Annotated in this window: 11 protein-coding genes; 8 read left to right on the top strand and 3 right to left on the bottom strand. The window is 71.4% G+C overall.

The annotated features are described in order from the left end of the window. Positions 1-50 precede the first annotated feature (50 nt). The gene (locus ASD48_RS01730; protein WP_057599542.1) at positions 51-1,325 is read left to right on the top strand and encodes a DivIVA domain-containing protein; all 1,275 of its coding nucleotides are present in this window, start codon (positions 51-53) and stop codon (positions 1,323-1,325) included. Between the two features lie 273 nt (positions 1,326-1,598). Here ASD48_RS01730 and ileS read toward each other — a convergent pair whose 3' ends face one another. Then, positions 1,599-4,766, bottom strand: coding sequence for an isoleucine--tRNA ligase (ileS, locus tag ASD48_RS01725; RefSeq protein ID WP_079073566.1), 3,168 nt, complete (start codon positions 4,764-4,766; stop codon positions 1,599-1,601). Between the two features lie 579 nt (positions 4,767-5,345). Between ileS and ASD48_RS01720 the strand changes: the two genes are divergently transcribed. The 6 genes from ASD48_RS01720 (at position 5,346) to ASD48_RS01695 (ending at position 11,067) form a co-directional block, all read left to right on the top strand. Next, the gene (locus ASD48_RS01720) at positions 5,346-6,440 is read left to right on the top strand and encodes a TraR/DksA C4-type zinc finger protein (protein WP_057599540.1); all 1,095 of its coding nucleotides are present in this window, start codon (positions 5,346-5,348) and stop codon (positions 6,438-6,440) included. Positions 6,441-6,507: 67 nt separating this feature from the next. Continuing rightward, on the top strand, positions 6,508-7,104 hold the full coding sequence (gene lspA, locus ASD48_RS01715) for a signal peptidase II (protein WP_057599539.1): 597 nt from the start codon (positions 6,508-6,510) through the stop codon (positions 7,102-7,104). 62 nt (positions 7,105-7,166) lie between these two features. Continuing rightward, entirely contained in the window at positions 7,167-8,111 is a 945-nt protein-coding gene (locus ASD48_RS01710) for an RluA family pseudouridine synthase (RefSeq protein ID WP_057599538.1), read from the top strand. Next, complete coding sequence (locus ASD48_RS01705; RefSeq protein WP_057599537.1) at positions 8,108-8,581, top strand: GNAT family N-acetyltransferase; 474 nt, start codon at positions 8,108-8,110, stop codon at positions 8,579-8,581. Before ASD48_RS01710 ends, ASD48_RS01705 begins: the two co-directional genes overlap by 4 nt. 66 nt (positions 8,582-8,647) lie before the next feature. After that, a complete protein-coding gene (locus tag ASD48_RS01700; protein ID WP_057599536.1) occupies positions 8,648-10,234 on the top strand; it encodes a Na+/H+ antiporter in 1,587 nt (528 codons plus the stop codon). Positions 10,235-10,326: 92 nt separating this feature from the next. Next, positions 10,327-11,067 (top strand): SDR family oxidoreductase, encoded by a 741-nt coding sequence (locus ASD48_RS01695; RefSeq protein ID WP_057599535.1) that lies wholly within the window; start codon positions 10,327-10,329, stop codon positions 11,065-11,067. Positions 11,068-11,070: 3 nt separating this feature from the next. On the opposite strand, the gene ASD48_RS01690 is transcribed toward ASD48_RS01695, so the two are convergent. Then, a complete protein-coding gene (locus ASD48_RS01690) occupies positions 11,071-12,183 on the bottom strand; it encodes a mechanosensitive ion channel domain-containing protein (protein ID WP_057599534.1) in 1,113 nt (370 codons plus the stop codon). Between the two features lie 98 nt (positions 12,184-12,281). Between ASD48_RS01690 and ASD48_RS01685 the strand changes: the two genes are divergently transcribed. Beyond that, positions 12,282-12,851, top strand: a complete 570-nt coding sequence (locus tag ASD48_RS01685; RefSeq protein WP_057599533.1) for a dienelactone hydrolase family protein — start codon at positions 12,282-12,284, stop codon at positions 12,849-12,851. A gap of 24 nt (positions 12,852-12,875) precedes the next feature. Here ASD48_RS01685 and ASD48_RS01680 read toward each other — a convergent pair whose 3' ends face one another. After that, positions 12,876-14,555 carry an alkaline phosphatase D family protein gene (locus tag ASD48_RS01680; RefSeq protein ID WP_057599532.1) on the bottom strand — a complete coding sequence of 560 codons (1,680 nt, stop codon included), beginning with the start codon at positions 14,553-14,555 and terminating at the stop codon, positions 12,876-12,878. Positions 14,556-14,633: the final 78 nt, after the last annotated feature.

Below are 14,633 nucleotides of genomic sequence, written 5' to 3'. Positions count from 1 at the left end.
GATGTGAACTACCGTCTTGCCGATGCCGACGACTACGTTGAGGTGAAGAGATGCCGTTGACCCCCGAGGACGTGCGGAACAAGCAGTTCACGACCGTCCGCCTCCGAGAAGGCTATGACGAGGACGAGGTCGATGCCTTCCTCGATGAGGTCGAAGCCGAACTGACCCGCCTGCTTCGTGAGAACGAGGACCTGCGGGCCAAGCTGGCCGCGGCCACGCGCGCTGCTGCCCAGAACCAGCAGAACATGCGCAAGCCGCCGGAGCAGGACCAGCAGCAGGGCGGCATGCCCCAGCAGGGCGGTATGCCCCAGCAGGGTGGCATGCAGCAAGGCGGTATGCAGCAGGGCGGCATGCAGCAGCAGGGCATGCCCCAGCAGGGGATGCCTCCGCAGGGCATGCGAGGCCCGGGCGCCCCGGTGCCCGCCGGCATATCGGGCCCGCCGCAGCAGCAGATGGGTGGCCCCATGGGTGGCCCGCCCCAGCTGCCGAGCGGTGCGCCGCAGTTGCCCGCCGGTCCCGGCGGTGGACAGGGCGGTCCGCAGGGCCAGGGCCCGATGGGCCAGGGTCCGATGGGCCAGAACCCCATGCAGCAGCAGATGGGCCAGGGCCCCATGGGTCAGGGTCCGATGGGTCAGGGTCCGATGGGCCAGAACCCGATGCAGCAGCAGATGGGTGGCCCGATGGGCGGCCCCATGGGTGGTCCGATGGGCGGCCCCGGTCAGGGCCCCGGTGGCGACAGCGCCGCGCGTGTCCTCTCGCTGGCCCAGCAGACCGCCGACCAGGCGATCGCCGAGGCCCGTTCCGAGGCCAACAAGATCGTCGGTGAGGCGCGTTCGCGTGCCGAGGGTCTCGAGCGCGACGCCCGTGCCAAGGCCGACGCCCTGGAGCGGGACGCGCAGGAGAAGCACCGCGTCGCGATGGGCTCCCTGGAGTCCGCCCGCGCCACGTTGGAGCGCAAGGTCGAGGACCTGCGTGGCTTCGAGCGCGAGTACCGCACGCGTCTGAAGTCCTACCTCGAGTCCCAGCTGCGCCAGCTGGAGACGCAGGCGGACGACTCCCTCGCTCCGCCGCGCACTCCGGCCACGGCATCGCTGCCGCCGTCCCCGGCGCCTTCCATGGCTCCGGCCGGCGCCGGTGCTCCGTCCTACGGCGGCAACCCGGGCATGGGTGCTCCCAGCCCGGCCGCCCCGTCCTACGGCGGGCAGCAGCAGATGTCCCCGGCGATGACCCAGCCGATGGCGCCGGTGCGGCCGCAGGGCCCGTCACCGATGGGCCAGGCTCCCTCACCGATGCGTGGCTTCCTCATCGACGAGGACGACAACTGACGGCCTGTAGTACGCCTTAGGCGTCGGCAGCGTTCAAAAGGGCGGGACCCCGGATCACCATCCGGGGTCCCGCCCTTTTTACGCGTGTTGACGGCGATCATGCAGGCGACTTTTCCGCCTCGAGACGGCCCCGAGATCGCGGTGAGGCCGCTGGGGGGCGCCGTGAGGCCGCCGGGGACCGCCGTGAGGCCGCCGGGGACCGCCGGGGTACCGCACGCCGGACGTGCGGAGGGCCCGGCCCCCCTCGGGGAGCCGGGCCCTCCCGGAGGTGCCTTACGCCTTGCGCAGGCGGAACGTCAGCGTCAGGGCGTCGTCCGTGAACGGGGCGCCGTAGGTGTCGTCCGCCTCACCCTGGGCGAAGTCCGTGGCGAGGACCTCGTCGGCGATGAGGCCGGCGTGGCCGGACAGGGCGTCGGCGGCCGCCGGGTCGGTCGCGGTCCAGCGGAGCGCGATGCGGTCGGCGACGTCGAGGCCGCTGTTCTTGCGGGCCTCCTGGATCAGCCGGATCGCGTCCCGGGCCAGGCCCGCGCGGCGCAGCTCCTCGGTGATCTCCAGGTCGAGGGCGACCGTCGCGCCGGAGTCGGAGGCGACCGACCAGCCCTCGCGCGGGGTCTCCGTGATGATGACCTCGTCGGGTGCCAGGGTGATCGTCTCGCCGTCGACCTCCACCGAGGCCGTCCCCTCGCGCAGGGCCAGGGAGAGCGCGGCGGCGTCGGCGTTCGCGACGGCCTTGGCCACGTCCTGGACGCGCTTGCCGAACCGCTTGCCCAGGGCGCGGAAGTTGGCCTTGGCGGTCGTGTCGACCAGGCTGCCGCCGACCTCGGAGAGGGACGCCAGCGACTCGACGTTGAGCTCCTCCGTGATCTGCCCGTGCAGCTCGCGGTCGAGGGCGGCGAAGCCGCTCGCGGCGATCAGGGCGCGCTTGAGGGGCTGGCGGGTCTTCACGCCCGACTCCGCGCGTGTGGCGCGGCCCAGCTCCACCAGGCGGCGGACCAGGAGCATCTGCTTCGACAACTCCGGGTCGATCGCGGAGAGCTCGGCCTCCGGCCAGGCGGCCAGGTGGACGGAGTCCGGGGCGTCCGGGGTGACCGGCACGACGAGGTCCTGCCAGACCCGCTCGGTGATGAACGGCGTCAGCGGGGCCATCAGCTTGGTGACCGTCTCGACGACCTCGTGCAGGGTGCGCAGCGCGGCCTTGTCGCCCTGCCAGAAGCGGCGACGGCTGCGGCGGACGTACCAGTTGGACAGGTCGTCGACGAACGCGGAGAGCAGCTTGCCGGCGCGCTGGGTGTCGTACGCCTCCAGGGCCTGCGTCACCTGGTCGGTGAGCGCGTGGAGTTCGGAGACCAGCCAGCGGTCCAGGACCGGGCGGTCGGCCGGGGCCGGGTCGGCCGCGCTCGGCGCCCAGCCGGACGTACGGGCGTACAGGGCCTGGAAGGCGACCGTGTTCCAGTACGTCAGGAGCGTCTTGCGGACGACCTCCTGGATGGTGTTGTGGCCCACGCGCCGGGCCGCCCACGGGGAGCCGCCGGCCGCCATGAACCAGCGGACCGCGTCGGCGCCGTGCTGGTCCATCAGCGGGATCGGCTGAAGGATGTTGCCCAGGTGCTTGGACATCTTGCGGCCGTCCTCGGCGAGGATGTGGCCCAGACAGACGACGTTCTCGTACGACGACTTGTCGAAGACCAGCGTGCCGACGGCCATCAGCGTGTAGAACCAGCCGCGGGTCTGGTCGATGGCCTCGCTGATGAACTGCGCCGGGTAGCGCGACTCGAAGAGGTCCTTGTTCTTGTACGGGTAGCCCCACTGCGCGAACGGCATCGAACCCGAGTCGTACCAGGCGTCGATGACCTCCGGCACGCGTGTGGCCGTCCGCCCGCAGCCGTCCTGGGGACAGGCGAAGGTGACCGCGTCGATGTACGGGCGGTGCGGGTCCAGCTCGGACTGGTCGGTGCCGGTCAGCTCGGTGAGTTCCGCGCGGGAGCCGGCGACGGTCAGGTGGTCGTCCTCGCAGCGCCAGATCGGCAGCGGGGTGCCCCAGTAGCGGTTGCGGGAGAGCGCCCAGTCGATGTTGTTGTTCAGCCAGTCGCCGTACCGGCCGTGCTTGACCGTGTCCGGGAACCAGTTGGTCTTCTCGTTCTCCTGGAGGAGGCGGTCCTTGACGGCGGTGGTGCGGATGTACCAGGACGGCTGCGCGTAGTAGAGGAGCGCGGTGTGGCAGCGCCAGCAGTGCGGGTAGCTGTGCTCGTACGGGATGTGCTTGAAGAGGAGGCCGCGCTGCTGGAGATCCTCGGTCAGCTTTTCGTCCGCCTTCTTGAAGAAGACGCCGCCGACCATCGGGACGGACTCCTCGAAGGTGCCGTCCGGGCGGACCGGGTTGACGACGGGCAGGCCGTAGGAGCGGCAGACCTTGAGGTCGTCCTCACCGAAGGCGGGGGACTGGTGGACCAGACCGGTGCCGTCCTCGGTGGTGACGTACTCGGCGTTCACCACGTAGTGGGCGGGCTCCGGGAACTCCACCAGCTCGAACGGACGTTGATAGGTCCAGCGCTCCATTTCGGCACCGGTGAAGGTCTGGCCCGTGGTCTCCCAGCCCTCGCCGAGCGCCTTGGCGACCAGCGGCTCGGCGACGACGAGCTTCTCCTCGCCGTTGGTCGCCACGACGTAGGCGACCTCGGGGTGCGCGGCCACGGCCGTGTTGGAGACCAGCGTCCAGGGGGTCGTCGTCCACACCAGGAGGGCGGCTTCGCCGGCGAGCGGACCGGAGGTGAGCGGGAAACGGACGTACACGGAGGGGTCGACGACCGTCTCGTAGCCCTGGGCCAGCTCGTGGTCGGACAGACCCGTGCCGCAGCGGGGGCACCAGGGGGCGACGCGGTGGTCCTGGACCAGCAGACCCTTGTTGAAGATCTCCTTCAGCGACCACCAGACCGACTCGATGTACTCGGGGTCCATCGTGACGTAGGCGTCGTCGAGGTCGACCCAGTAGCCCATGCGGGTCGTGAGCTCGGAGAACGCGTCGGTGTGGCGGAGCACGGACTCGCGGCACTTGTCGTTGAAGGCGGCGATGCCGTACGCCTCGATGTCCTGCTTGCCGGAGAAGCCGAGCTCCTTCTCGACCGCCAGCTCCACCGGGAGGCCGTGGCAGTCCCAACCGGCCTTGCGGGCCACGTGGTAGCCGCGCATGGTGCGGAAGCGGGGGAAGACGTCCTTGAAGACGCGCGCCTCGATGTGGTGGGCGCCCGGCATCCCGTTGGCGGTGGGCGGGCCCTCGTAGAACACCCACTCGGGGCGGCCCTCGGACTGCTCAAGACTCTTGGCGAAGATCTTCTGCTCGCGCCAGAAGTCGAGCACCGCGTGCTCGAGGGCGGGCAGGTCGACCTGGGCGGGCACCTGGCGGTACTGCGGCTGCGTATTCAACGAGCTTCCTCCGGCGGACATACTGTCTTCCGTCGGAGGGACGAGAGCCGACTTGCCTGTCTACGCCGTGTGCGGCGCGCTCCCGCGGTACCACCCTCCTTGGCCCTCCGGTGCGCTCCGTGCGCCGGTGAGCCCCCTCATTGGGGTCGCGATGCCGGTTCTACTGGCCCTCGCCTGGCGGCTGCGGCTTTCTTCCGGCGGCTCCGGGGTGATCTTCGCGTCGCGCTCGCCCCCGGGCTTCCACCGTCCCCGGGTCGCTCTGGGCTGCGTACGCCGCTACTCGTCCCCATCCACACTTTTCGCTCCGCCCAGTGTACGGCTCCCCGGCGACGGCGGCCGACGGGTTTTCGGGGGCGAGGGACGCAACCACCAACGGAGTCCGAAATGACACGAATGGTGGCTATATGTGACGGCGTGCGCGTTCGGGCTCCGGGATGCCCGGCTCGGCGGTTACCCGGCGGGGAGCTGGGCACAACGGATGCAGGCTTGCCGCGAGGCGGGCGAATCGGGCGGTGCGCCCCGTTGCCGCGGGCTCCAAGTCGATTTATCGTCCCAGCACGATTCGCGTGCAAGATCACAATATGTGAAGGGGCCGCGGCCATGGTGGCGAAGAAGACCGCCGTACAGCAGTCGGCGTCCGGCAGCTCCGCGAGCGCCTCCGGTGCCTCCGGCGGCGCGGCCGAGGGCTCCAGGGCCGTGAAGTCGGTGCGGGCCGCGACGGCCGGTGCGCCGGGGAAGGCCGCGGCCGGGAAGCCGGCCGCCGAGAAGGTGGTGGCCCGAAGACCTGAGGAGGGGGAAGCGGCGGAGACCGAGGTGGCGCGGCCGGCCGAGCGGGACGGACATGCCGGGAAGGCGCCTGCCGTGAAGAAGAGCGCCGCCAGGAGAGCGGTGAAGAAGACGGCCGCGGAGGCGGTGGTCGCCACGGAGGCGGTCACGGAGGCGGTCACGGGGAAGCCGGCCGCCAAGAAGACGGTCGCCAGGAAGGCCGCGGCCAAGAAGGCGGCGGGGACGGCGACCGGGAGGAAGCCGGCTGCCAAGAAGGCGGCCACCAGGAAGGTCACCGCGGGGAAGGACACCGCGGGGAAGGACACCGCCGGGAAGGCGGCCGTCGAGAAGATCGCCGGCGCCGAAGGCGTGACCGGGGCGACCGCGGGCAGGAAGAGCACGGCCAAGAAGGTGGGCGCGGCCTCGGCCGCGGAGCAGACGGGAGCCACGACTGTGGTTGCGAAGAAGACTCCGGGTACGGCCACGGCGGCGAAGACCGCTGTTCCCAAGGCGCGCCTCGCGGCGGTGGAGCCCGGCGAACTCGCGGTGCGCCCCGGCGAGGAGCCGTGGACGCCGCAGGAGGTCGAGGAGGCCCGGGCGGAGCTCCAGTCCGAGCAGGGGCGGCTGCGGGCGGAGCTCGCCTCGTCCGAGGCGGCCCTGACGGGGCTGATGCGGGACTCGGGCGACGGCGCGGGCGACGACCAGGCGGACACCGGGACGAAGAACATCACGCGTGAACACGAACTGGCGCTGGCCGCCAACGCGCGCGAGATGCTGATCCAGACCGAGCACGCCCTGGAGCGGCTGGACGCCGGCACGTACGGCCTGTGCGAGAACTGCGGCCAGGCCATCGGCAAGGCCCGGATGCAGGCCTTCCCGAGGGCCACCCTGTGCGTCGCGTGCAAGCAGAAGCAGGAGCGTCGGTACTGATCACCTGGCGGTCGGGGGGTGTGCCGTACCCTCGTCCTCAGTCAGGTACCTAGGTTGAGGGACTCACGTGGCAGAGGCGGAGCGCGTCATCGGTACGCCGGACATCCCAGAGGCGGGATCCGAGCCGGAGCAGTCGTCCGGCCCGGACGGGCAGGAGAGCACCGAGGCGCGGCCCAGGGGCAAGCGCCGGATCGCCGTGCTCTTCACCGTCGCCACGGTCGCGTACGTGATCGACCTGGTGAGCAAGATGATCGTGGTCGCCAAGCTGGAGCACCACGCGCCGATCGAGATCGTCGGGGACTGGCTGAAGTTCGAGGCCATCCGCAACGCCGGCGCGGCCTTCGGCTTCGGTGAGGCGTTCACCATCATCTTCACGGTCATCGCGACGGCCGTGATCGTGGTGATCGCCCGGCTCGCCCGCAAGCTCTACAGCCTGCCCTGGGCGATCGCCCTGGGACTGCTGCTGGGCGGCGCTCTGGGCAACCTCACCGACCGGATCTTCCGCGCGCCGGGCGTTTTCGAGGGCGCGGTCGTGGACTTCATCGCCCCGAAGCACTTCGCGGTCTTCAACCTCGCGGACTCGGCGATCGTCTGCGGCGGCATCCTGATCGTGCTGCTGTCCTTCAAGGGCCTGGACCCGGACGGGACCGTCCACAAGGACTGATCGCCCGGCGGTTGTCCACAGGGCCGTACGGCGGTACCGGAGCCGTCCGGCATACTCGACGGGTGAGCACGATTCCCGAGACCCGCACCCTGCCCGTGCCGGACGGCCTGGAGGGCGAGCGCGTAGACGCCGCCATCTCCCGCATGTTCGGCTTCTCCCGTACGAAGGCCGCCGAGCTGGCTGCGGCGGGGAAGGTCACGGTCGACGGCTCGGTGGTCGGCAAATCCGAGCGGGTGATCGGCGGGGCCTGGCTGGAGGTCGAGATGCCGCAGGCTCCGGCGCCGGTGCAGATCGTCGCCGAGCCCGTCGAGGGCATGGAGATCGTGCACGACGACGACGACGTGGTCGTGATCGTCAAGCCGGTGGGCGTGGCCGCGCACCCGTCGCCCGGCTGGAGCGGGACGACGGTCATCGGCGGGCTGGCCGCCGCCGGATACCGCATCTCCACCTCCGGTGCCGCCGAGCGCCAGGGCATCGTGCACCGCCTCGACGTCGGCACCTCGGGGCTGATGGTGGTCGCCAAGTCGGAGCGGGCGTACACGTCGCTGAAGCGCCAGTTCAAGGAGCGCACGGTCGACAAGCGCTACCACACGCTCGTCCAGGGCCACCCCGACCCGACCAGCGGCACGATCGACGCGCCCATCGGCCGCCACCCGCACCACGACTACAAGTGGGCGGTCACGGCCGAGGGCAAGCCGTCCGTCACGCACTACGACCTCATCGAGGCCTTCCGCGCGGCCTCCCTGCTGGACGTGAAGCTGGAGACGGGCCGTACCCACCAGATCCGCGTCCACATGGCCGCCCACCGCCACCCCTGCGTCGGCGACCTGACGTACGGCGCCGACCCCACGCTGTCCAAGCGGCTGGGCCTGACCCGGCAGTGGCTGCACGCGGTGCGGCTGGGCTTCGAGCACCCCGGGGACGGTCGGTGGGCGGAGTTCGCCAGTGACTACCCCGAGGACCTGGCCAAGGCCCTGGAGCAGGTCCGCGAGGAGACCTACGGATGACCGGCCCGCTCGGGTACGCGGTGCGCGTCGCCGAGGACCCCGCCGACCGGGAGGCGTGCTTCGCGGTGCGCAAGGAGGTCTTCGTCGGCGAGCAGGGCGTGCCCGCGGACCTGGAGTACGACGCGCACGACGCCGACGCGGTCCACGTGCTTGCGGTCCGGGAGGACGGGCTGCCGCTCGGCACCGGGCGGCTGCTGTACGGCGAGGCGGTCGCCGACCGGACCGGCGGCGACCTGTCGGTGGGCTCGCTGGGGCGGCTCGCCGTGACCCGTGAGGCGCGCGGGCTGGGCGTCGGCGTCGCGCTGGTGCGGGCCATCGAGGAGGCGGCACGCGCGCGGGGGCTCGCGGCCGTGGATCTGCACGCGCAGACCCAGGCGCTGGGGTTCTACGAGCGGCTGGGGTACGCGGCGTACGGGCCGGAGGACATGGAGGCGGGGATTCCGCACCGGTCCATGCGGCGTTCTCTGTAGCGGACGGTGGGCGTGCGACGCTGGAGGTCTGGATGTTCTTGATCGTCTAGACCCGGAGCGCTGACCGTGGACCAGCTGGCCCTGTTGTTCGTCCTGCTGCTCGGGGCCGTGGTGAGCGTCCCGGTGGGGGACCGGTTCGGGTTGCCGGCGCCGGTGCTCATGACCCTGCTCGGGATCGTCCTCGCGGTGCTCGAGTTCGTGCCCAACGTGGACATCCCGCCGGACCTGATCCTGCCCCTCCTGCTGCCGCCCCTCCTGTACGCGGCGGTGCGGCGGACCTCGTGGCGGCAGTTCGCGGCGAACGTGCGGCCGATCTTCCTGCTGGCCGTGGCGCTGGTGTTCGTCACGACGGTGTGCGTGGCGGCCGTGGCCCACGCGATCGTGCCGGGGCTGCCGATCGCCGCGGCCGTGGCGCTGGGCGCGCTGGTCGCGCCGCCCGACCCGGTGGCCGCCACCGCGGTGGCCGGACAGCTCGGGCTGCCCCGCCGGCTGGTGTCCATCCTGGAGGGCGAGGGGCTGTTCAACGACGTGACGGCCATCGTGCTCTACCACGTCGCGATCGCCGCGGCCGTGAGCGGGTCGTTCTCGCCGTGGCAGGCCGGTCTCGATCTGGTGCTCTCCGCGGTGGTGGCGGTGGCGGTGGGTGTCGCGCTCGGCTGGGGCGCGAACAGGCTGCTGGACGTCCTCGGGGACACGACGCTGCAGATCGGGCTGACGCTCCTGGTGCCGTACGCCTCGTACGTGCTGGCGGAGGAGTTCCACGGGTCCGGGGTGCTGGCCGTCCTGACCACGGCCATGTTCCTCGCCGAGTACGCCACCGACCCCGACGACGTGCTGACCCGGCTGGCCGGCCACACCTTCTGGGACATCATCGACACCCTCGTCACGGGCGTCGCGTTCGGACTGATCGGCCTGGAGCTGCACAACGCGATCCGGACGGCGTCCGGGCGGTGGGGGGAGATGCTGGGCTGGGCCGGGGTGATCGTGGTCGTCGTGGTCGTCGTCCGGCTGCTCTGGCTGCTGCCGGCGACCTGGCTGACGCAGCGGCTGCATGCCAGAAAGGACCACCTCGAGGACATTCCGACGAACTGGCGGGAGACCCTCGTCATGTGGTGGGCCGGGATGCGCGGGGTGGCCTCGGTGGCGCTGGCGCTGGCCGTGCCGCTGAAGACCGACGACGGGGGGCCCTTCCCCGACCGGGACGAGATCATCTTCATCGCGTTCGGCGTGATCATGGCGACTCTGGTCCTTCAGGGACTGACCCTGCCGTGGCTGGTGAAACGCCTCGACGTGCGGTCGGACGCCGACCGCGAGAAGGAGTTCGAGAAGGAGCTCGCGGTGCGGGCCGCGAAGGCGGCGAAGCGGCGGCTGCGGGAGATCGAGGCCGAGGAGGACCTGCCGGAGGAACTGTCCGAGCAGATGCTGCGACGGGCCTTCGACATCGGGTTGCGGATCAGCCCGGACGTCGGGGAGGACGAACGGCGCGAGGGGCACGACCATCGGGTGCGGAGGCTGAAGCGGGTGCGGCGGATCCAGGCGGAGATGCTCAGCGCGGCCCGGCACGAGGTGGTCGCGGCGCGCAGCGAACCGGGCGCCGATCCGGAGATCGTGGACCGCGTACTGCGGCATCTGGACGTGCGCAGCCTCAAGTGAGGCGACCGGGCCCGCCCTTTGCCGCGGCCCGTTTCATGGCGGTCGTGTGAACCGCCACGCCCCCTGTCAGCACTCGTCGTTACGCTCGGACCATGGCACGCAATGTGGTGATCAGTGGAGGCGGAACAGGGATCGGGCTCGCCGCGGCGCAGGTCTTCGCCGCGGACGGGGACCGGGTGCTGCTGCTCGGGCGGCGGGCGGACGTGCTGGCGAAGGCCGGGGTGGCCGGGGCGCTCACCTACGCCGCGGATCTGAGTGAGCCGGAGCAGGTGCGGGGCGTCGCCCGGTTCGTCGAGACGGAGTTCGGCACCGTGGACGTGCTGGTCCACAGCGCCGGGGGCGCAGGCCATCCGGAGCCCCCGAGCGCCGGCGCGGATCCGCTGGACCGTGTCGCGCACCACTGGACCGTCAACTTCCGCAACAACACCCTCAGCGCCGCACTGCTCACCGAGGCCCTGAAGGACCGGCTCGCCTCGCCGGGCGGACGGGTGCTGTTCGTCAGCTCGATCGCCGCCTACCGGGGGTCCGGCAGCGGGGCGTACGGCGGCGCCAAGGCCGCGCTGCACCCGTACGCCCGCGACCTGGCCCGGGAGTTGGGTCCCCGGGGCATCACGGTGAACCTCGTCGCCCCGGGATACGTCGAGGACACCGGGTTCTTCGGGGACGCCATCGAGCCAGCGCGGCGCGAGCGGCTCGTCGGCGAGACCTTCACCGGGCGCGCCGGGACGCCCGGGGACATCGCCGCCACACTGCATTGGCTGGCCTCCCCGGGCGCCGGTCACGTCACTTCGCAGACCGTCCAGGTCAACGGGGGCGCGGAGCGCGGGAACTGACGGTCAGCGGCCCGTCCGCGGCGGCTCGTGGACGCGACGGGCCGCACCGTCGGGGGAGTGGGACTGGCCGGGCAGGCGGCCCGGGGGCAGCGCCGCATCCGCCGTGTTGACCCTCGGGAGCGCGTACGGGTGGTCCTTGGACAGCCAGCGGATCATCTCCTCGCGGACCCTGACCCGCACCGTCCAGATGTCGTCGGCGTCCTTCGCCGTGACCAGGGCCCGCACCTGCATGGTGTTGGGCGTGGTGTCGGTGACGTCGAGCCCGCAGGCACGGCCGTCCCAGGCCGGGCACTCGCGCAGGATGTCGCGCAGCTTCTCGCGCATCGCCTCCACCGGCGCCGCGTGGTCGACGTGCCAGTAGACGATGCCGGTCATCTGCGGGGTGCCGCGCGACCAGTTCTCGAAGGGCTTCGAGGTGAAGTAGGAGACCGGCATCGTGATCCGGCGCTCGTCCCAGGTCCGCACGGTCAGGAAGGTCAGGGTGATCTCCTCGACCGTGCCCCACTCGCCGTCCACCACCACCGTGTCGCCGATGCGCACCATGTCGCCGAAGGCGATCTGGAAGCCGGCGAACATGTTGCTCAGCGTCGACTGGGCGGCCACACCGGCGACGATGCCGAGGATCCCGGCCGAGGCCAGCAGGGAGGCGCCCGCCGCGCGCATGGCGGGGAACGTCAGCAGCATCGAGGCCGCCGCGACCACCCCGACGACGGCCGCCACCACCCGCATGATCAGCGACACCTGGGTCCGCACGCGCCGGACCCGGGCCGGATCGCGGTGCACGCGCGCGTAGCGCGAGTAGGACGTCTCGACGATCGCCGCCGCGATCCTGATCACCAGCCAGGCGGCCGAGCCGATCAGCACCAGGGTGAGGAACTGTCCGATACCGGTGCGATGGTCCTCCAGCAACTGCGCGGCGTCGTACGACCCTCTCAGCAGCGCCGCGCACAGAACGAGCTGATAGGGGATGCGGCCACGGCGCAGCAGACCCCACATCGGGGTCTCGGGATGCCGTAGGTCGGCCTTGGACAGCAGGCGGTCGGTGGCCCAGCCGATGAGGACTGTCAGCACGACCGAGCCGCCGACCACGATCACGGGGCGGAGCAGGTTCTCCATGTCATCGAACGTAACCGGGTCCGAGGGGTCCTGAACATGCGGTTTCTGTGAGGAGACGCACGCACGGCGTTGTCAGTGCAGGCTGGCACCATGGGCACATGAACATCATGCTCTTTCACTCGACCTATGGTCTGCGGCCCGCGGTGCGCGCCGCGGCGGACCGGCTGCGCGCCGCCGGGCACGAGGTGTGGACGCCGGACCTCTTCGAGGGACGCACGTTCGACACCGTCGAGGAGGGCATGGCGTACAACGACGAGATCGGCAAGGACGAGCTGCTGAAGAGAGCCGTCCTGGCCGCCGCGCCCTACTCGGAGCGCGGGCTGGTGTACGCCGGGTTCTCGCTCGGCGCGTCGGTCGCCCAGACCCTCGCCCTCGGCGACGCGAGGGCGCGTGGCCTGCTCCTGCTGCACGGCACGTCGGACCTCGCGCCGAACGTCTCCGTCGACGGCCTCCCGGTGCAGCTGCACGTCGCGGAGCCGGACCAGTTCGAGACCGACGACTGGCTGAGCGCCTGGTATCTCCAGATGGGCAGAGCGGGCGCCGACGTGGAGATCTACCGGTACGCGGGAGCGGGGCACCTGTACACCGACCCCGAGCTGCCCGACCACGACGCGGAGGCGGCCGAGGCCACCTGGCGGGTGGCGCTCGGCTTCCTCGAGTCGCTCTAGCGGGATCCGCGGCTGCGGAGGGAACTAGACCGGGTCGTAGGTGCGCTCCACCTTCTGCGTGCCGCTGCGCGTGCGGTACGAGCGGGACCAGGCGGAGGTCGCCGTTGCGCTGGCGCGGTCGGACAGCACGTAGTAGTCCATCTGCGCGCGCTCGGCGGTGATGTCCAGGACGCCGTAGCCGTGCCGGTCGGTGTCCACGAAGTGGACGTGCCGGTTCGCGGCCCGGATGACCGGGGAGGCGATCGCGGTGAGCGTGCCCTCCGGGACCTTCACGATGTCGTCGAGGTTGTCGGAGGTCACCGACGTGACCACGAACTCCGTGGCGGCCGAGGCCGACAGCGGGTACGTCCCGGCGTCCACCGGCACGTCGTTGGCCCACGCCATGTGGATGTCACCGGTCAGGAAGACGGTGTTGCGGATCGCGTTCGAGCGCAGGTGGGCCAGGAGCTCACGCCGGTCGTCGGTGTAGCCGTCCCACTGGTCGGTGTTGAGGGCGATGCCCTCCTGCGGCAGGCCGAGCAGCTTGGCGAGCGGCTTGAACAGGTCAGCGGAGAGCGAGCCGATGGCGAACGGAGAGATCATCACCGAGTTGCCGACCAGCCGCCAGGTGGTGTCGGAGGCCTTCAGACCGGCCTTCAGCCAGTCCAGCTGGGCGCGGCCGGTGAGCGTGCGGTCCGGGTCGTCGACGGTGCCGTTGCCGACGGCGGCCTGCTGCGAGCGGAAGGACCGCAGGTCCAGCAGGGACAGATCGGCGAGCTTGCCGAAGCGCAGCCGGCGGTAGGTGGTGCCGGCGATGGCCGGCCGGACCGGCATCCACTCGAAGTAGGCCTGCTTGGCGGCCGCCTGCCGGGCCGACCAGGCGCCCTCGGCGCCCTCGGTGTGGTTCTCGGCCCCACCCGACCAGGTGTCGTTGGCGAACTCGTGGTCGTCCCAGATCGCGACGACCGGCGCCTTCGCGTGCAGGGCCTGAAGGTCCGGGTCGGTCTTGTACGTGCCGTGCCGGGTGCGGTAGTCGGCGAGGGTGAGGATCTCGTGGGTGGGCGCCGTCTGCCGTACGACGGTCCCGCGCGTGCCGTACTCGCCGGTGCCGTACTCGTAGATGTAGTCGCCGAGGTGCAGCCAGGCGTCCAGATCGCCGCGGGCCGCGAGATGACGGTACGAGGAGAAGTAGCCGGCCTCCCAGTTGGCGCAGGAGACCACGCCGAAGCGCAGGCCCGGCACGGCGGCGTCCGCCGCCGGCGCGGTGCGGGTGCGCGCCACCGGGGAGTCCGTGCCGCCGGCCGAGAAGCGGAACCAGTAGTCGGTGGCGGGCGCGAGACCGCGGATGTCGGCCTTGACGGTGTGGTCGGTCGCGGCGGAGGCCGTGGTGGAGCCCCTGGTGACGACGTTCGTCAGGGCCTTGTCCGTGGCGACGACCCAGCTCACCTCCGTGGCCGGACCGAGCCCGGAGCCGGGTATCGCGTCGGCGGTGGGCGTCACCCGGGTCCACAGCAGGACACCGTCGGGCAGCGGGTCGCCGGACGCGAGGCCGTGCAGGAAGACGGGGGCCTCGGCGGCACGGGCAGGCAGCGCGGCGGCGAGCGGGCCGGCCAGCACCGCGGTGGCGGCCACGGCCTTCAGCGCCGTACGGCGGCGCGGCGACAGCGAGTTGGGGCGCTCTGACGAGGTGTCGGCGCTCTCGGAGGATCTGTATCGACTGGTCACGGACGATCAGATTACTGACCGGTACGACAGAAGAGCGGGCGAACTCCCAAAAGTTCGCCCGCTCTTAGTCGCAGTGTC

This window comes from Streptomyces sp. Root1310, assembly GCF_001426425.1.
Lineage (GTDB): Bacteria > Actinomycetota > Actinomycetes > Streptomycetales > Streptomycetaceae > Streptomyces.
Note: the sequence above shows the minus strand (reverse complement) of the source record. Positions and strands in the feature narration are given on the sequence as shown.

Bases quoted from the DNA above. Each gene is read 5' to 3' on its own strand.
- ASD48_RS01685 (WP_057599533.1), top strand. From the start codon at position 12,282: ATGAACATCATGCTCTTTCACTCGACCTATGGTCTGCGGCCCGCGGTG.
- ASD48_RS01720 (WP_057599540.1), top strand. From the start codon at position 5,346: ATGGTGGCGAAGAAGACCGCCGTACAGCAGTCGGCGTCCGGCAGCTCC.
- ASD48_RS01695 (WP_057599535.1), top strand. From the start codon at position 10,327: ATGGCACGCAATGTGGTGATCAGTGGAGGCGGAACAGGGATCGGGCTC.
- ASD48_RS01730 (WP_057599542.1), top strand. From the start codon at position 51: ATGCCGTTGACCCCCGAGGACGTGCGGAACAAGCAGTTCACGACCGTC.
- ileS (WP_079073566.1), bottom strand. From the start codon at position 4,766: ATGTCCGCCGGAGGAAGCTCGTTGAATACGCAGCCGCAGTACCGCCAG.
- ASD48_RS01705 (WP_057599537.1), top strand. From the start codon at position 8,108: ATGACCGGCCCGCTCGGGTACGCGGTGCGCGTCGCCGAGGACCCCGCC.
- ASD48_RS01690 (WP_057599534.1), bottom strand. From the start codon at position 12,183: ATGGAGAACCTGCTCCGCCCCGTGATCGTGGTCGGCGGCTCGGTCGTG.